Consider the following 17,570-nt stretch of genomic DNA (forward strand, 5'->3'; position numbering starts at 1 on the left):
AAAAAACATTATGGACTCTATCACCTAACGGTTCCAGAGTGACAAAAGCAATTGACTTAACGTCTCCACAGTCATCCTGGAGCCAAAGGCGATAGGATCTAAGCACTATTCTTTCGCAGGAGCTGTCTTCGCTTTTTTATTGCCTTTCTGAGCCGCTTTTGGCGCAGCCTCTGGTTTGTTCGCAAGAACAACGTATAAAGTATCGTGAATCACGACGGTATCGCGCACGACAAGTGTATCGTGAACAAAGACTGTATCGCGAGAGCAAACAACATTTGCAGCACTGCTAGCGGGAACCGCCGCAGATGAGGAATTCGCAACAGCAGCCGATGACGTCGGCATTTTTTCAATCACCGTAATCAAAGAATCGCGGACATTGCGGAGGCTATCCAGTTGTTTGCGATAACGAGTCTTGTTGCCCGGACGGCGTTCTCTAGAATATTGGACTTCAATCTTATCGATTTGAGATTCGACACCCTTAAGTTCATCATAAACCGGGCCTTCACCTTTGATTGAACCCGTCGGCGTAAAGAAATTTGTGAAGCTATCAAAAAAGCCACGCTTTTCCCCCTCGCTCCATGCAATATTCGTCGATACAAGACAAACGAGCGCCACTACGCCACAAACAGATTTAAACTTAAGATTTTGCATATTCTAATAATAGAAAAAAAGAAGGCATCCCTTTACAAGCCCCCCAATTTTACTAAATTAAGGCTACCCACGCGGGAGTAGCTCAGTTGGTAGAGCGCGACCTTCCCAAGGTCGATGTCGAGGGTTCGAGACCCTTTTCCCGCTCTAAAATAAAAACGGACCCACCAGGGTTCGTTTTTATTTTATATTGTGTAACAGGTAGAGAACCCGAGAAGAGGGTTCGACAAAATAACGAGGTGCACGAAGTGCGTGCGAGTTATTTTGGAATTATCGCGCAAGCGATAAGCCCGTAGGGTGAGGAGCCAGCCGCGAAGCGGTAACTGGCGACGAATCAAACCCGTTCCCGCTCTAAAATAAATGGATCCCTTTTGGGGTCCATTTATTTTATATTGTAAATAAGGTCGAGAACCCGAGAAGAGGGGTCGCATAATTTGACTCATGCACGAAGTGCGAAGAGGCAAATTTTGCGCTTGACACGAGCGAAGCGAGTGCAAGCCCGAAGGGTTTGACCGCAACCTTGCGCCAGCAAGGAATATTGCGGGCAAACAAACCCTTTTCCCGCTCTAAAATAAATGGATCCCTTTTGGGGTCCATTTATTTTATATTGTAAATAAGGTCGAGAACCCGAGAAGAGGGGTCGACAAAATAACGAGGTGCACGAAGTGCGGGCGAGTTATTTTGGAATTATCGCGCAAGCGATAAGCCCGTTAGGGTGAGTCGTCAGCCGCGCAAGCGGAGACTGACGACGAATCACAAAATTCGGTCATGCACGAAGTGCGAAGAGCGAATTTTGGAATTATCGCGCAAGCGATAAGCCCGTTAGGGTGAGTCGTCAGCCGCGCAAGCGGAGACTGACGACGAATCAAACCCTGTTGACGCCTACGGCGTCCGCGGCTGCACTCAGTTATAAAATTATGCAAGCATAATTTTGCAACACTCGTTTTGCACGCTTTTCCCGCTCGAAATAAGAGAAACAAGGCGCAACCTCTTTTTCTTCAAAACATTCCAACTTGGAATATTCAAATTTTGATACAATTTTATTACAATTATTATTGACTTTCTTATCAAAAAAAATATTTTACAATCAGAAAGCGCTCAAGCGCCAAAAAACCTTTCTTAAGAAGGAGGGAAATCATGAATTACTCAAAAACTCAGAAATTCTCTGTAGAATTTTCTCTCATATGCGCAATAACCGCAGGTCTTGCCGCATGTTCCGACTCAGACTCTCCTAGTGGGGGGACTGTGAACTCCATTGCAGTCGAAGTGTCAGGCAAAACAGCCGATGACACATTGGTGTTCGACATGATGGACAGTACCTACGATATCAAAATCGTGGCCGACGGCAAATGGAAAATCGAAGACGAAACGAAGTTCATCCAATCCATTAGCCCAAAATCGGGCGAAGGCGATGCAACCATCAAAATCCGCGTGGGCATGAACGATATGGAAGATCGTTTTTCAGGAAACCTGCGCTTTGTGTACCCCGAAGACACATCCCTAAACAAAACCATTACCGTGGTTCAGAAATATAGTGGCGACTACGCTGATAATGCTAGCGTCTTATCGAAATCAAACAAGATCTACGCCGTTGGCTATGGTTACGACGCCCTTACCGGTGCTTATGCCGATTACGGATCACTCAAGGCCGAAATATTTGACACCAAGACCTTGATCGAAAATGAAGTAATTTCGCAAAGCCCCACCAATGTCAAAGTTGATTTCTTTAGATGGTATGGTTCGGACTTTTATGAATATGATGAATGGTTAGACGAATGGGGCGGAATCAGTTTTGATAAAGGCTGGTTCTCAGGTGAATACGAAGCAGCGTTTACTGACTGGACGTATGAAAATGAATTCTATGAACTTGCGGTAGCCTATGTCAATGTTGCCGTAACGTCAGTCGACTTTGAAGAAGGTGACTTGGATGATGTCATAACCGACAACATGAAAACGTCTGCCTACAATGCCATTAACGGCCTCGACAAGAAATTCCCGAGCGATAATGCCGGTTTCAAGAAATTGATTCAGCGTTACGGTACTCACGTCGTTTTGGGCGCTACGCTAGGAGGCCGTATCCGCCAAGCAATGGCTTCAGAACGAGCCTATAAATTTGAACTTATCGATTATGCTGAGGCCGCATATGGTTACGCATTTGATGCAAAGGCTTTCGTAGACGAAGAAGTATATGCCAGCTACGAAGAAGAATATGACGAGCTGAACCTCAAAGTGACCGTGGCCGGTGGCGATGCCGATAAGGCGTTGAAGATTACGGATTCCAAAATCTTGAAGAAGGATGATGTGAATGCTTGGAAATCGTCACTCGCCGAAAACGCAACGCTTATCGATTTCTCTGGCAAACGTCTGCTACCGCTCTACGAGCTGATCGACGAAAGTCTCGGTAAAGAAGCTGTGGACCGCAAGAAAAAACTCAAAGACTATATGGATGGCTCCAGCATCTTGTCTGACTTCGGTGTCGTAGCCCCCACTAAGACTGAAAAAAAAGACAGCTAATGTGATTTACTAGAGAATTAACAAACTAGAAAGTTCCCCCGTAAGGGGGAATATTTCTCATTTTAAGACAATGATGGTTAGATTTATTTTTGGATTATTTTTGCTTTTTCTATTCGCTTGTTCCAATAGCGAATCTGTTGGTGTTTCCGAAAAAAATTCGGGAATTGCAAAAATCACGTTGATTGCAAGCATCAACGGTATCGGCGATAACAGTTACAATGACCAGATATTGGCTGGACTTTTTAGGCTCTCCGAAAATCATGGGATTCCATTTCGCTTGATACAGCCAGAATCCATAGACGAAGCAGACTCTCTTGTAAAATCGTGGCTCAAAAAAAATGCCGATACAGATTCATCGCTGCTCATATTAGCTTCTTCGGAATACATGGGGTTAGCGCAAAAGCTCGACGCCCACTTTACGGGGGATGGAAACAAAATCTTACTATTTGAAGCCGATTCTGCGAAACTCCCGCAAAACGTCTATTCCTTTTCTATCGACCGCTACGGGGCTAGTTACTTGTCCGGTGCGATTTTAGGCATAAACCCATGTCTCATTTTGGCGGCGGCTCCTGGATTTGCGACCCTCGAAACATCCATAAACGGCTTTAAGAAAGGTTATGAAGCACATAAGACGGTGAAAGATTCGCTACAGCTGATTTATGTGTCTGAAACTGAAAATGACGAAGCGGCTTTTAACAACATCGAATTTGCCTACATGGCGACGTACTCGGTCCTGAATTTTTTTCTAGACGCTGATAGACCTTCAGCCATATTTCCGCTGCTAGGGGGAGCCATCAAGGGGGCGCGCCGTGCAATGATTGATTTACCGAATACGGGTCATTTCATGATTGGAATGGATGTTGACCAGAGCGGGGTTTTGCCCAAGGTGCCTTTTACGCTGACGATTTCCATCAAGGAAATCGTGGTGCGCTATCTGGAAGAATGGCTTTCGGGTAAGGAATGGCCACGTTTCCGTTCTTTGGGCCTGGGGGATGGCGCCACGGCGATTGTATTCAACAAAAATTTTGGCGATACGAAAAACTTTGAAGCCCGCCATGACAAATATTATGATGAAGCTGTTAGCGAGGAGGCTCGCCATGCCAAGAAATAGTCTTCTTTCGTTATTGTTTGTTACATTGCTTTGTCTTTGTGCGTGCTCCGACAATTCATTCTCGGCCAAGTCCGATGTCAATACGCAAAAGTTTAAAGTCGCCGTCATGGCAACGACTTCTGAAATGCCCCGCTGGAAACGCAGTGCCGAGTGGGCTTTGGAAAATATTGAAAAAGCTCAGGCAGGACTTGACCAAAAAGTAAAACTACAGCTGGAATTTAAAAACCAGGATGATGCCGATATCGACTCCTACATGGAAAAGATTGCGCACGACACGGACTATGTGGCCATTGTTGGCCCTACACAATCAGACAAGGCGTACCGCATGGCGGAACTTTTGAAACAAAGCACAAAACCGATTTTATCACCGAAGTCCTCGAATGTGGAATACCAGCGAACCTTTGCCAATATGCCGAACCTGTGGAACTTAGTCGAAAATGATTTTATGCTGATAGAATCGGCATTCTCGCATTTGGCGAGCTTTTCAATAGGTGCGTTTGCAGAAAAATTAGAGCTTACACTTTTGGCGCCTTCTAGCGAATTGAACGGGAACCTTGTCAGTTCTTATGTGGACTGGCTTGGCTTTATGGCCGAAGAATTTGACTTGAAAATTGATAGGATTTTCCTTTATAATGACGAGACTGAATTGAGAACGCTTGTGCAAAATTATCTGGACCGTAAAAACCAGTACAGCGTTCTGCTGTTTGAGCCTTACAATGACAAAATGGCACTTGCCTTTGATGATGAGCTATATCGACAAGATGTGGTTTCACGCGGAGGAATTCGCGTGATATGTTCCAGCAACTTCGTCTCAGATTCTATCGTGAATAAACTTCACTATGATTTTTACCGAGGTTTTGATTTATACGCAAGGCCCGAATCGGGTTTTGCTCAAGCTTATCATGAACACTTCAACGAAGGAATCCTCAATGGCGAGGCTCATTTCTTTGACGCCCTGTATATCTTAGCATATGCAGCTTCTTATTCCATTTCGTCGGGTCTAGAGTTGAACGAATCCATTAGAGCGGTGCTAGAAGGAAGAGATGGTGTCGGTGGCGATTGGATGGTTGCAGGAATGCAGGAAAACTTCTTGGCGCTGCAAAACGGCCACTTGCCTGATTTAGCGGGTGTGTCAAGTTCATGGACTTTCCAAAATAGGGACAACAGCGTAAGCGGTTCCGTATATCGTGGGTGGAATATTGCTAATCATAAATATGTGACAAATGATTTTACCAGCAACGATAATTCAAAGCATTCGGTGAATCCGCAGGACAATTGGCTGGAAATTTTTAAAGCCAATGTGGATACGAGTTTTTTCAATAATGCGGATACGAATATTTCTTATGCAGATGTTTCAAAACGCTGGGCACTTTTGGTGGCGGCATCTTCTGGCTGGGCAAATTACCGTTTTCAAGCAGACATCTTTGCCTTTTACCAAAAACTCAAAAAAATGGGTTACGATGACGATCACATTATCGTGATTGCCGAAGACGATCTTGTGAATCATGAACAGAACCCCTACCCCGGAGAATTATTTGTCCGCTTAGATGGCGGCAACGTGTATGAGCCCAACGTGATTGATTACAAATTAAGTTCACTTGATCCACAAAAAATGAAGGATGTTCTAACAGGGAAATCAAGCAAAAGTTTACCCAAGGTGATTCAGGCCAAATCAACTGACAATGTTTTTGTATTCTGGAGTGGACACGGAATTCCTGGTTATTTGGAATATGGCAAAAATAAAATCAGTTACGAACAGATTATTTCTCTGATAAAACAGATTCCGCACCGCAAGGTACTAGTTGCCGTAGAAGCCTGCTATAGTGGAGGTCTCGGAGAAACAGCGGAACAAGCAAAGCTCCCTGGTATCATTTTTTTGACTGCGGCATCACCTTATGAAACAAGCAAGGCCGATGAACGAAACGAAGAAATGGGAGTCTACTTGACTAACAGTTTTACTCGTGGCTTTACGGAGCTATTGAATGAAGCGCCCGACGCCTCCTTAAGAGATATGTATATCGAGATTGCAAGTAAGATTTCAGGTTCTCACGTACAACTGTATAACGTAAAAAATTACGGAAACATCTATAAAGAAACGATGGGCGAATTTTTTGTGATAAAATAAATGCGCAAGCTTGGTTCTTTTATTTTACGGTTCCAAATAATAATCAGGCCTGATTCCAAGCGCAACTTCGTCTGCATCTAATTCTGCGGCAGGCACATTTCGCCCCACAACAAGAGCACTATCAAAGCCCGCAATTTTTGCACCATACACATCTGTTCCAAGCGTATCGCCAATCATCAGCACGCGAGAGCCCGCCGGAAGCGAAGCTTTTACACGTTCCCAAATTGCAGGGAAAGGCTTGCCTAAATAGAAAGTCACACAGCCTTCTCCCCCATTCGCATCGCAAGCGGAATCGCGGCGCAAACGTTCACTCAACGCACCAGAAACTGGTTCGCGCAATGTCATGCCGTTTTCATCTGGAATTTTCGGAGCCCACGCATCTGAATTGAGCACGAGCAAAATAGCGCACGGCTTCTGCAAAATCTTGACCGCTTGTGCATACGTTTCTGGCGTATCTTTCGCAGACGAAATAGCAACAATCGGCTCAGCGGGTTCCGCATCCATCGGGACAGCTGTGATTCCGCATTTAGCAAGAACATTCTTGCCCGTCTCGCGACCGATGTAATAGAGTTCGCGCAGTTCTAGCGGCTTCGCGACAGTTTCACCTCGACGCAATTGCTCTACAAGGTTCCGCAACAAACTTCCCGATGAAATCGTTTCTTCCGTCGAAAAATCGAAACCGCGCTTGTCCGCATCGCGAGCCAAGACTTCATCGACATCAGAGGCTGCGTTCGTCACCAATCGGAGATGTTTACCTGCACGGCGGAGCGACAGAAACCATTCCATTGCACCGGGATAAACAAATCTATCGCGATTGTAGAGAGTGCCATAGCCATCAAAGCAAAAAACGTCGTAATGGTCTAGCAAATCCGCCATGTGAACATGACGTGGTTGAACACTTTCATTTTCGCGATGAAAAGGCGATCCCGGAACAAGTCCGGGATGACATGTAAGGGAATATGCCGTTTGCGATTCAATAATTTGCTTGTAACGCAGGTAGATTTCTGTTTCTAACAGTTCCATTTAAATTCGCTTTTGACAATCAACTTCGTGAGAATGACGAGCCTTAAACTCTAGATTTGACTGGATCCTTCGCGAAGCTCAGGATGACAAGCGCAATAAGCGATTATGCGTCGCTGCGGAGAATGCCGTAGTCGCGGCCTTCCACGGGAATCACGAGTTGCAACTTCGAAAGCGTCTTGATGTGCTTTTCAAAAACGACCTTGAAATCTTCGCCGAGTTCTTCGTCATCGTCATGGTCGAGATTGTAGGCTACATAGCTACCATCTGCGAAAATCGAGATGCAGCAATCCCAAGTGATATCGCCTTCCTGCGGCTCTTCGTCATCTTCGCGGTCCTTGCTTTCGAGCATCAGAATCGGGCGCGGAGCAGGAATCGGTTCGGCATGGCCATTTTCAAAAATAAAGTAATTGCGGCTGATGAGTTCATGTTCCAAAGCCATCGTACTCGGAACACGCGCAAATTCGCCACGCAAGCGATTGATGTTTCCGAGGTCGTCTTCGTATGGATCCTGGAAATCTTCGGGCAATACAATTTGATAATAATCAAATTCTTTTCCGCTAGCAGCATAATTGTCTTGCCAAGACTGCGGCGGTTCCGGACGCATCGTCAAGAAGTCTTCGAACGCATCGAGAATGTCGTTCAAGCGGGAATCCCAAGGTTTTTCCTTGAGTTCTTGAACAATGTCCATAAAGTTCTTGAGGCTTTCTTCACCCGTCACTTGAGTCAAATCAGCACTCGGCACGCTAGATTCATCGAAGTCTATCATAATGTCATTCCTTTGAACATCAAAGATAATATTTTCCGCATGAAGGGAATGTGCAGTGGAAATGTGGCGACCCCGTCCCCATACGCGGATCATGACCACATAAGAACTAAAGTTCTAAGTGGTCAAAGAGCACAGAGGCCGGGGTGACAAAGCGAACTTACCATTTCTCAACGGTTTTCACGGTGAGGCTCATGGCGATGTCTTTTTCGTAGTACGCGGGTTCGTTGATGAAAATCGGGTAGACGCTACGTCCGTCCGGTTCACCTTCGAACAAAATATCCTTGCCATCGAACGTGCGGAAAAGCTTGTCGCCTTGTCTGAGTTCACGATAATCGTGACCATCTAATTTCGGGTGAATCATAGCCAAAATCGAGCCACCGCCTTGCGGCTTCGGATAACCCAAATCGCGTAACTGCGTATAAACTTCGACCTCAATCGGTTCGCGCTTTTGCAGTTCACCGCGATTCCACTCTTCTGCAAGTTCCAAATAACGTTTTACGAGCTTTTCAGAGCGTTCAAAAATTTCGGCATTCAGCGTTCCATGCTGTTGCGGACCAATTTCAATGCAAACATCCGCTTTCGCGACTGTTCCAAAATACGGCGAAGCGCTACGTTCTTCGGGCTGGTAATAAATCCAGGCATCCTCAAATTCCTGCGTAAGCACCGCAGAAGCCTTCATCGTAAACGGATCGCGGGTCGAAAGAATCAAGCAATAGCCCATGTTCGCGCCCGTATTGTGCACGTCCAAAATCAAGTCCGTGCGCGTGTCCGCACCCTTGGGGCCGTAAAGTCGATTGAGTTCACGTGCTCTGTGAAATTCGTACTGAGAAGGCTCCACAGACATATCCAAACAAGTCTGCGAAAATGCGCGATTCAAATCATGGTCGCGGTAACGGCGATTGAGACGAACCGCTTCCGGATTCGCAAGTACAACATCTACCTTCGCCGATTTACAAATCGTATTGTAACATTCAGGATGAGCGAGCCACTTTTCGACCAAACTCACACCCGTACGTTCGTTGCCATGCGTTCCGCCAGCAACTACAATCGTATTTATCTTACTCATAACTCAGCCATTATTTTTTCTTTTCGTCTTTCTTTTTTAACCAAGAACCGCAAAGGAACATCGAGAACACAACGCTTGTCACAAGGAACATAAAGATGCCCAAGCAAGCGAGATGGCCAATGCCCTGCAAACCGCGGTGAGTCGTAAAGAGGAACCCGACAAAGCCTGCAATCGTCGTCATGGAACTTGCCATGACGTTACGGCCCGTCGTATCAAAAAGTTGACGAAGATTCATACCTTCATTGGACTTCGAGCACCAAGAAGTGATAAAGTGAATAGTCGCATCGATGCCAATACCAAGTGTCATCGGAATCACAATCACGTTATAGATGCTGATTTTTCCAAATTCAAAGAAGTACGTCAACGCGCCCAACAGGCCAAGCGTGAGAAGCGCGCCCATGCCAAACGAGACACCACCCGCCAAGAACATCGACGGTTTGCGGAACGAGACAATTAGCGTAAGGAAAATGACAAGCACAATGACCGAAGCCAAATTAAAGCTATCCGCCTTGACCGACTCGATCACATCCGAGAGGATGAACTGCGACGAGAAAGTGCGCAAGCGTTCGCCATCAAAATTCCAGTTGCCATAGCGTTCCTGGAAGCGGTGCAACGCATGAGCATCCCAGCTCGGGAAGTCGCCGTAAATAAAGCCAATCTTGCCGTATGAGCCATCCTTTTCGCGGAGCAAATCGAGCGTCCAGGCCGGGACATCTTCAGCAGCAAAAGGCTTTTCGACCTGAGCCAACTTACGGAGTGTCGCCACATTTGCAGAATCATCACCTTCCGCTTTATCAAAGACTCTCGCCTCGACCAAGTCACGAATTTCTTCGATGACTTCAAGACGCTTTTCCTGCGAATCTGCAGGCGGCACAAAGCTCTTGAGCGTAAGGAAACTACCGAGCAACGGATCCTTCTCGTCATGGAGTCGAATCATCAACGTGTCATAAAGTTTGTCAAGCTGTTCTGGCTTAGAGCCCATCACCGCCGCAGGCGTCGAAGTCACAGCGCGATTCGTGGCGCGGGTTACCTTGGTCGAAATTTTCTTTTCGGCAGCCGGAATCACCTTGTCCGTATGCACGCGGCGCAAGTTCTTCAAATTGTGTTCAAAGTCCACATGCGGAGCATAATACAATGCAGCAGCACCCAACACAAAACCAATCAGCGCCAGATGCTTGAAGAAACCATAAATTTGCTTTTCGCTCCAAGATTTGGGCAACAGCGAATTATTCGGAGCAGCGGGGATTCCACCCATGCATGCCACAAATACCGGCAAAACAAGGACAGAAGTCATCATACTGAAGAGAACGCCCATCGATGCCACAATGCCGAATTCATAGAATCCGCGGAAGTGCGCAACCAAAAGTGTAAGGAACGCAGCAATCGTCGTGAAACTTGCCAAGATGAACGGCTTGAGCATCTTGCGCTGAGTTTCTTCGAGAACTTCTTCCAAAGAACTGTATTTGTTCAAAAGCTTTTGCGCGTTACCCAAAATGTGAATGGAATAGTCAATGCCGATGCCCAAAATAATCGAGGCAACGAACACCGTAAACGGATTCAACTTGCCATAGAAAAGTGCGGTAAAGGCAAGCGTCGGGAGGCAAGCGTAAAGCACGGAGCCGGTCACGAGAATTGGGCCTTTGACACTCCTGAAGAAGAACGCGGTCAAGAGGAAAATCAAGACAAGGCTTATGCCAAACGAGAAAATACTGTCGTTTGCGACTTCATCGACTTCCTTCAAGCCTTCGTAAGTACCTTCAACCGTGAATCGCGTAGGCACCGGATATTGCTTGCCGCGGAAGTAAGCCAAAAGTTCATCGGTCTTTGCCAAAATTTTCGTCACAAATTCATAATCGGTCGACGGCTTGATAAGCTTTGCATTCACCACGGCGTTAAAGAGAATCTTGCCCGTGCTATCCGGCTCCGGAGTACCAATCAAGCGATTTTTCAAACTATCCGGCAAATACGCCTTCGGGTTCCATTCTTTTTTACCCGTTTCAGATTCTACAGGTTCCTTCTTTTTAAAGAATGCATCGAAAGCACTCACCGCTTCTTCGGGAAGGCCGAGTTCCATCGGCAAATTCGCATCAAACCAGACACGTTCTTTTTTTGCAGAGGCATCGCCCGATGACGCAGAATCCGCCGGACCATCGCCGAGCAAATCAACTACGAGCGGGCCATTCTTGCGGCCAATTTCGAGTTGCAAATCTTCGAGGTTGTCGCGGATGTTTTCAAGGTGCTTGACCGGGAGGTACAAAAGCGCATTATCCTTGAAGAACTGGTTATCGTTATCCACCTGCGTGGAAACAAAATCGCCCTGCCAATTTTTGTGGATGTAATTTTGAATCGAGTCCTGCAAAGCAGCGGCAAGTTCAACACTTTCGCTCTGGATGGCAATCATGAAGCGGTCGGTACTGCCGAAACGCTCGTAAGATTCTTCAAGAGCCTTCACGCTCGGGGTATCTTCGGGCAATAGGTGCGAAAGATCCGCATCCAGTTTGAGCCCCGGCTTCACGAGAATCGGGAACGCGAGGATGAGCGCAAGGAGAATATAAAAAGCTAAGGCCGCATACTTATGACGGCAAATGAGAGGGATATACCACTTGGAAAATTTTTCAGCAAATGATTTTTTCGTATTCATGCGTGAAAATATATTAATATTCCCACGCCACTTAAACTAGGCCGTTCCCAATTTCCGATGAACAGCGAAAAAGAGAGATTAATGGGGCAACATATTGTCGTTGCGCAAAAGGGAACGCAAGACTTTGCTGGCCCCGACGGCATGCGACTTCCACGAAAGCGACAAGGAATCCGAAACATGCTCAAACGAGCCATTTTTTCCCTTGTACACTTCATCGGATTCCAGGCCTCCCGTCAGCACGGAATCGCGGAAACCGAGATAGTAAGCATTTTGGGTATAGAATAGCGCGGGCTGCTCTGCCGGTCGTTTTTCGGTAAGCAAGTCATAACCCCAGAAATGGTTCGGAGCGCGGACTTGTGCCAAATCCAAAATCGTGGGGCCAATATCGAGCTGCGAAGCCACATCTTCGCGAATTTCAAGTCCCTTAAAGAGCGTGGTATCCGGCGAGAAAATTCCCATGAAAATCTGTGCAGCAGAAACTCCAAGCGGTTGCGGCACTTTGTAATCAATGGAATCTACAGGTGTATCATGGTCACCGAGAATCACGACAACCGTACGTTCGAAATCAGGCCTTGCATACAGCGCTTCAAAGAATCGGCCCATTTGTTCATCCGTATAACGTAATGCATTCTTGAAACGCACCATAGCATCTTCGGGTTTTGCAGCGTAACTGTCCGGGTAACCGTAGAACGGAATATGCGTTGCAATTGTATTTGCGGCCAGGAACCAAGCGCTATCGGCAGGCATCGTCTTAAGCAATTCTATTGCAAGGTCCATCCCGAGACTGTCTGACGTTCCCGGAATTTTCGGATCTTCAATAACGCGCCAATTGTCGCCATAAAAACGTTCCACAAAAGGCAATGTATGGTCAAAAACAGGGTTCGAAACCGTCATGTATGCACGATGGTAATTTGTCAGATATTCCTGGAAGCCTTTAAAATGGTTCGATGCATAGAACGCCGGCACGTCGCGATTCGGGTGCGAAGGGAACCCGAGATAGGTCGAAGTTGTCCCGCGCACGGTCGGATAGCTACCGCTATATGCATTCTTGAACCAAAGCCCGCCTACAGAAGATGCCATTTTCCACAAGTTCGGAGCAATCGAGGTATCGCCTTCGAGCATCTGGTTCAGCACACGGCCCTTGTAAGATTCTCCGAAAATGAAAACAATGTTGTACGATTTTGTAGCCTTGTATTCATGCGTCGGAGCATTGCGGTATCCAGGATATTCCGCATTTGAACGAGCCCCTGCAAAATCAGCAGGCAAAAAGGCATCGAGGTCATGGACGAGTTCATCCGTAATAGAATAGCCATCGCGCATGAATTCAAACGTTTCAAGCCCTGCAATATGCAGAACCGGGGCAGTCAGCGTGTATTTCCCAAGCGTAAAGCGCCAATCGATTTGGAAAGGGAAATTCGTAATGCCACGAGCACCGACAATAAACAAGATCAAAGGAATCACAGAAAGAACAATTCCCGAAGCAAGCATGGTCACAGGGACTTTCTTATCTGAGAGCTTTGCGATACGCTTTTCCATCATGGTCATGCGTCTTTGACGAATCGAATACGTCACGCAAAACGCGATGCCACCTGCCAAAATCAAGAACACAAGACCAACCCAAAGGAACGTTCCTACACCATCGCCCCCAAGCGTCGAAACCGTCGTTGCATCCGTAATATTCGAAAAATGGAAATAGGTGCGAATAAAAGAATACGAAAGGCGCTGGTGATTAAAGCGGAAAATCTCGTAATCTGCAATTGCAAAGAAAAAATAGAGAATGTAAAAAACAGCAAGCGCCCGCGGACTCTTCAAAAACGCGAAGATGGAGGACATCACAAGGATAGCGCCATACGCCATAAAAACTTGCCAAATCGTTTTACCCGCAAACATTTCGGACATCGAAAGGCCTAGCGGATCTGGCAAGGCGTAGAAAAGAACGAGCATCACCGTTTGCAGCAAGAACGCCACAGACGTAATCAAGATAAACGGATTTTTAAAGAGCTGTTTGATAATAGTACCTAGCAAAAATTAAACCAAAACGAAATATACAAAAGTTCGTCAAAACGCGAGAGCGTTCACCCAATAGCAAAAAGCGGTTATTGCCGAGAGTGGCGTCATCACGTATTTTTCTTTTTTACTTTTCGAAGCGAGATTGGCTAGGCAATTCATCGTCAAATAAACAGCCAAGGCAATTCCAACAACTTTGGTGACTTTATGAGAAAACCAAAGAGACATGTAACCACCGAGCTGTAAAAGCACGATGGCAAAGAAAACTTGCAAAAGCAACTGTGCAGCAAGCACAATGCGCAATTTTGCAGGGAAAACTTTAAATCGACCACCCAAGGTAAATGCGCCTAGCGGAGCCCCGAAAATCAAGGCAACACTCATCACAACGACAAGCATGAGTAAAACGGCACCGATTATTGCAGTCATAAAAACCTCCAGGAATTAGGTTAAATATAACTTCAAAAAAAGGAACCTATTAACGCCATAGATGTTTTGTCAATGAAAGATTTTACTTAAATAAGAACATCTCTACTTTTTCGAGGTATTTTATTATTACGTGCTGTAGCCATCAAAAATTAGGGGTCGCAATGAGTATGTTTTCAAAAATATTTAAAGCCTTGACATTTGTCCTTGCGTCATCAACTTTTTCTTTTGCCGCCTTGGCCGACAGCGCGTCCAAGTTTTTGGGCAACATTCCCGTTTTTGGTGAAATCCCCGAAGATTTTGGCACCTACTGGAACCAAATTACCCCCGAAAACGAATGTCTTTGGGGCCATGTCGAAAAAACGCGTGGTGAGTACGACTGGACGGGTTGCGACCTCGCCTATAACTGGGCAAGAAAGAACAAGGCTATTTTCTCGTTTCACACCCTGTTGTGGGGTTCGCAAAAGCCGCAGTGGTTGGGAAAGACTCTCGACGCTAGCGAAACAAAAAAGGCTTGGACTGATTGGATTGATGCGGTTAAAGAACGTTATCCCGACCTCGAAATGATTGAAGTGGTAAACGAAGCCGTCAAAATCAACAACAACAACTATCACTCTGGATATACCAACAGCAATCTGGTTGAAGCCCTTGGCGGCGATAGCGGAAACTACGAATTCGTGGTCACGGCTTTTAAAATGGCACGTGAACGCTGGCCCAAAGCCATCCTAATTTACAATGACTACAATACAATCCAATGGAATAAGGAGCTAGCCATAGACCTTGTTAAGAAAATCAAGGCCCAGGGTGCGCCGATTGATGCCTTTGGAATGCAGTTTCACGAAACAACCACACAAGGGAGCGGCAAACGCAAGTGCTTGCATTTCTCCGTCCTCAAACGCGCACTTAACGATGCACACGAACAAACAGGCCTTCCCATATACATTACACAATACGATGTCGGAGACAAGGACGATAATCTTCAGAAAAAGTGCTACATAGAGCATATTCCGCTCTTGATGGAAACAGAATACGTGAAGGGCATTACCCTTTGGGGCTACATTTACGGCAAAACTTGGTTGGAGGAGGGTAATTCCGGCCTTATTAAAAACGGCGTTGACCGCCCGGCAATGACTTGGCTCAAGGAATATTTCAAGGATTCGAGAGTTCGTCGCTATATGCTAGGCCTTGCCAACGGTGCAGAAAAACGTCTAGGTAATGTCATTGTCGATGGTCAATCCATTCCCGAAGATTATGAGGACTACTGGAATGAAATTACTACGGATAACGCGTGCACATGGATTGCCGTCGAAAAGGAACGCGGCAATTACGATTTTTCAAAATGCGACGCCGTTCATCAGTGGACTGTTTTAAATCGATGGGATACTCGCATGCCCTTCAAGTTCCGCAATCTGCTGAAAGGGACGCATTTGCCACATTGGCTGAATGGGCTCGACGTGAACGAAACCAAGGAAGCCATTACGGCTTGGTTTGACGCCGTTGCCAAGCATTATCCCGAAATTTACCAGATTGAAGTTGTCGATGGAGCGGTCCGTAATAGCACAGGTCACTATCATTCCGGATTTGATGCCTACAACAACGTAATTGAGGCTCTCGGCGGCGATGATGGCGACTACAAGTTTGTGGCCACGGCCTTCAATATGGCTCGTAAACGCTGGCCTTACGCTAAATTGATTTACAACGATTATGACGAAATGCGTTGGGAAAACGATCCGACGGTTAATCTCATTCTGAAACTTCAAGAACAAAATGCGGCTATCGATGCATTTGGATTGCAGGCAGCAAACTGGATGATCCAAGGTTCAGGCCCTGAGATAAAGTGCATTGCCGGGAGTACAATACGGGACGGCATTCAAAAAATTTACGACAAGATAAAGATTCCCTTGTTCATTACAGAATACAGCATCGGTACGGATGATGACAACCTTCAGAAGGCTTGCTTTGCAGAACATATTCCCGTTTTCATGGAATCGGAATATGTTGCGGGAGTCACTCTCTGGGGCTACATTTACGGGGAAACGCCGCGGATGAGCCCCACAAATACAGGCCTCATCAAAAATGGAAATAATCGCCCCGCTATGGACTGGCTTGAACAATATTTCATTAAGCATTGGGCAGACAGCAAGAACATGTGGCCCCTGGGCATTCCGACACACCCACTGGATTCGTTGGATTCAATCGCTTTGGAAAAACCGGAAGGCATTGGCGATAATGGCAGAAATTTCGGCAGCAAGCTTCGCCTAGAGCAGAGCACGCTGCAAAATTACGACGTGTTTGACGTGCAAGGCGTACGCTTGGGCAACCTTTCAGCCTATGGCTTTAGCGATGCATCAACAAGGTTCAAGTCCGCCAGCACCGTAAAAACCTCGGGCATCTACTTTTTGCGCAACCGCACCACAGGCAAAATGCAAAGCGTTAGAATCGCGAGATAATTTGCAATTTGCGAGACGATGTCTCGCAAATCTGTCATTTCGAAAACAAGTCGGAATGCGAACCCGTCGCCACAAGCGTTAAAGTTAAGATTCCTTGATTTTTTCTGTAGCACAACAACCAATCAGGACGAATATGGAGTTCTCGCGTACCATGAAATTCTCCAACTAATTCATGATCATGATATTTAGCATCCAAAGCCTGATCCGTTCGTAGCAGTTCAACTACGTCCTTAAGTTCCTGTAACGGGAGCCCCCTCTTTTGGCAAAGCTTGTACGATTTTTTAAAACGACTAGTCCAAATTACTTCGTATATCATTTGTCAAGGTCCGCCCACATTTCGTTCATATCCGTATATCGTTTTGTTTTCGGATCAGCCTCTAGGCGTTCCGCTTCGGCAACAGCCTCGCGTAAACCTTTAGGATATTCCGGATATTTCACTTCAAAGGGCAAACCTCGTTGCAGCACAACTTGGCGCAGGAACATGGATACCGCTTGAGACATGGAAAGGCCAAGCCCTTCCAACAAAGCTGTCGCTTGATTATTCAAATCAGAATCAATGCGAAAATTTTTTGCCACGGTACTCATGCTATCAAATATACATCGTTTGTAAAGCATTTGCAAGTATTTGATGGGTTTTATAGCGATATTATTCTTCATTTTAACTCCTTCCGCAGACATGCTGAAACTGCGGAGTTTAATGCTTTGCTCTTTTGAGCACTAAATAAATATAGTCTAAAAAAATTTCACTGTCAAGAGGATAGGTTAAGACTTTTTAGAGATGCTAAAAATGAATCAT

13 protein-coding genes and 1 tRNA gene are annotated in these 17,570 nt (G+C 46.0%); 5 read left to right on the forward strand and 9 right to left on the reverse strand.

Annotated elements, in window-relative coordinates; genetic code table 11:
- Positions 1 to 105: 105 nt before the first annotated feature.
- Positions 106 to 651, reverse strand: a complete 546-nt coding sequence (locus BUQ91_RS14650; protein ID WP_074209807.1) for a hypothetical protein — start codon at positions 649 to 651, stop codon at positions 106 to 108.
- 71 nt (positions 652 to 722) lie between these two features.
- Between BUQ91_RS14650 and BUQ91_RS14655 the strand changes: the two genes are divergently transcribed.
- The 4 genes from BUQ91_RS14655 (at position 723) to BUQ91_RS14670 (ending at position 6,398) form a co-directional block, all read left to right on the forward strand.
- Positions 723 to 795 (forward strand) — tRNA-Gly (locus tag BUQ91_RS14655).
- A gap of 990 nt (positions 796 to 1,785) precedes the next feature.
- Positions 1,786 to 3,162, forward strand: a complete 1,377-nt coding sequence (locus BUQ91_RS14660; protein WP_074209808.1) for an MAC/perforin domain-containing protein — start codon at positions 1,786 to 1,788, stop codon at positions 3,160 to 3,162.
- 100 nt (positions 3,163 to 3,262) lie between these two features.
- A complete protein-coding gene (locus BUQ91_RS15590) occupies positions 3,263 to 4,273 on the forward strand; it encodes a type 1 periplasmic-binding domain-containing protein (RefSeq protein WP_175566649.1) in 1,011 nt (336 codons plus the stop codon).
- Complete coding sequence (locus tag BUQ91_RS14670; RefSeq protein ID WP_074209810.1) at positions 4,260 to 6,398, forward strand: C13 family peptidase; 2,139 nt, start codon at positions 4,260 to 4,262, stop codon at positions 6,396 to 6,398. The genes BUQ91_RS15590 and BUQ91_RS14670 overlap by 14 nt, the downstream gene beginning before the upstream one ends.
- A 24-nt stretch (positions 6,399 to 6,422) precedes the next feature.
- On the opposite strand, the gene BUQ91_RS14675 is transcribed toward BUQ91_RS14670, so the two are convergent.
- The 6 genes from BUQ91_RS14675 to BUQ91_RS14700 all read right to left on the reverse strand — a co-directional run bounded on the left by BUQ91_RS14675 (position 6,423) and on the right by BUQ91_RS14700 (position 14,327).
- Complete coding sequence (locus tag BUQ91_RS14675) at positions 6,423 to 7,421, reverse strand: HAD-IIA family hydrolase (protein ID WP_074209811.1); 999 nt, start codon at positions 7,419 to 7,421, stop codon at positions 6,423 to 6,425.
- A 103-nt stretch (positions 7,422 to 7,524) separates the two neighbouring features.
- Positions 7,525 to 8,187: a hypothetical protein gene (locus tag BUQ91_RS14680; RefSeq protein WP_074209812.1), complete on the reverse strand. Its 663-nt coding sequence runs from the start codon at positions 8,185 to 8,187 to the stop codon at positions 7,525 to 7,527.
- 157 nt (positions 8,188 to 8,344) lie between these two features.
- On the reverse strand, positions 8,345 to 9,253 hold the full coding sequence (locus tag BUQ91_RS14685) for an aspartoacylase (RefSeq protein ID WP_074209813.1): 909 nt from the start codon (positions 9,251 to 9,253) through the stop codon (positions 8,345 to 8,347).
- 10 nt (positions 9,254 to 9,263) lie between these two features.
- Complete coding sequence (locus BUQ91_RS14690) at positions 9,264 to 11,894, reverse strand: efflux RND transporter permease subunit (RefSeq protein WP_074209814.1); 2,631 nt, start codon at positions 11,892 to 11,894, stop codon at positions 9,264 to 9,266.
- A gap of 78 nt (positions 11,895 to 11,972) precedes the next feature.
- Positions 11,973 to 13,919, reverse strand: coding sequence for an LTA synthase family protein (locus BUQ91_RS14695; protein WP_254842390.1), 1,947 nt, complete (start codon positions 13,917 to 13,919; stop codon positions 11,973 to 11,975).
- Between the two features lie 33 nt (positions 13,920 to 13,952).
- Complete coding sequence (locus tag BUQ91_RS14700) at positions 13,953 to 14,327, reverse strand: hypothetical protein (protein WP_074209816.1); 375 nt, start codon at positions 14,325 to 14,327, stop codon at positions 13,953 to 13,955.
- A gap of 161 nt (positions 14,328 to 14,488) precedes the next feature.
- Here BUQ91_RS14700 and BUQ91_RS14705 point away from each other — a divergent pair, with 161 nt between their 5' ends.
- Positions 14,489 to 16,774, forward strand: a complete 2,286-nt coding sequence (locus tag BUQ91_RS14705) for an endo-1,4-beta-xylanase (RefSeq protein WP_074209817.1) — start codon at positions 14,489 to 14,491, stop codon at positions 16,772 to 16,774.
- Positions 16,775 to 16,808: 34 nt separating this feature from the next.
- Here the strand turns inward: BUQ91_RS14705 and BUQ91_RS14710 are convergent, their stop codons facing one another.
- Both BUQ91_RS14710 and BUQ91_RS14715 read right to left on the reverse strand, forming a co-directional pair.
- Positions 16,809 to 17,087 (reverse strand): type II toxin-antitoxin system YafQ family toxin, encoded by a 279-nt coding sequence (locus tag BUQ91_RS14710; protein ID WP_175566652.1) that lies wholly within the window; start codon positions 17,085 to 17,087, stop codon positions 16,809 to 16,811.
- Positions 17,087 to 17,431: a type II toxin-antitoxin system RelB/DinJ family antitoxin gene (locus tag BUQ91_RS14715; RefSeq protein WP_254842391.1), complete on the reverse strand. Its 345-nt coding sequence runs from the start codon at positions 17,429 to 17,431 to the stop codon at positions 17,087 to 17,089. Before BUQ91_RS14715 ends, BUQ91_RS14710 begins: the two co-directional genes overlap by 1 nt.
- Between the last annotated feature and the right edge of the window lie 139 nt (positions 17,432 to 17,570).

It is taken from the genome of Fibrobacter sp. UWB11 (assembly GCF_900143015.1).
Lineage (GTDB): Bacteria > Fibrobacterota > Fibrobacteria > Fibrobacterales > Fibrobacteraceae > Fibrobacter.

Excerpts from the sequence above, each read along its gene's own strand:
- BUQ91_RS14650 (WP_074209807.1), bottom strand. The coding sequence starts at position 651 with ATGCAAAATCTTAAGTTTAAATCTGTTTGTGGCGTAGTGGCGCTCGTT.
- BUQ91_RS14660 (WP_074209808.1), top strand. The coding sequence starts at position 1,786 with ATGAATTACTCAAAAACTCAGAAATTCTCTGTAGAATTTTCTCTCATA.
- BUQ91_RS14670 (WP_074209810.1), top strand. The coding sequence starts at position 4,260 with ATGCCAAGAAATAGTCTTCTTTCGTTATTGTTTGTTACATTGCTTTGT.
- BUQ91_RS14675 (WP_074209811.1), bottom strand. The coding sequence starts at position 7,421 with ATGGAACTGTTAGAAACAGAAATCTACCTGCGTTACAAGCAAATTATT.
- BUQ91_RS14680 (WP_074209812.1), bottom strand. The coding sequence starts at position 8,187 with ATGATAGACTTCGATGAATCTAGCGTGCCGAGTGCTGATTTGACTCAA.
- BUQ91_RS14685 (WP_074209813.1), bottom strand. The coding sequence starts at position 9,253 with ATGAGTAAGATAAATACGATTGTAGTTGCTGGCGGAACGCATGGCAAC.
- BUQ91_RS14690 (WP_074209814.1), bottom strand. The coding sequence starts at position 11,894 with ATGAATACGAAAAAATCATTTGCTGAAAAATTTTCCAAGTGGTATATC.
- BUQ91_RS14700 (WP_074209816.1), bottom strand. The coding sequence starts at position 14,327 with ATGACTGCAATAATCGGTGCCGTTTTACTCATGCTTGTCGTTGTGATG.
- BUQ91_RS14705 (WP_074209817.1), top strand. The coding sequence starts at position 14,489 with ATGAGTATGTTTTCAAAAATATTTAAAGCCTTGACATTTGTCCTTGCG.
- BUQ91_RS14715 (WP_254842391.1), bottom strand. The coding sequence starts at position 17,431 with ATGAAGAATAATATCGCTATAAAACCCATCAAATACTTGCAAATGCTT.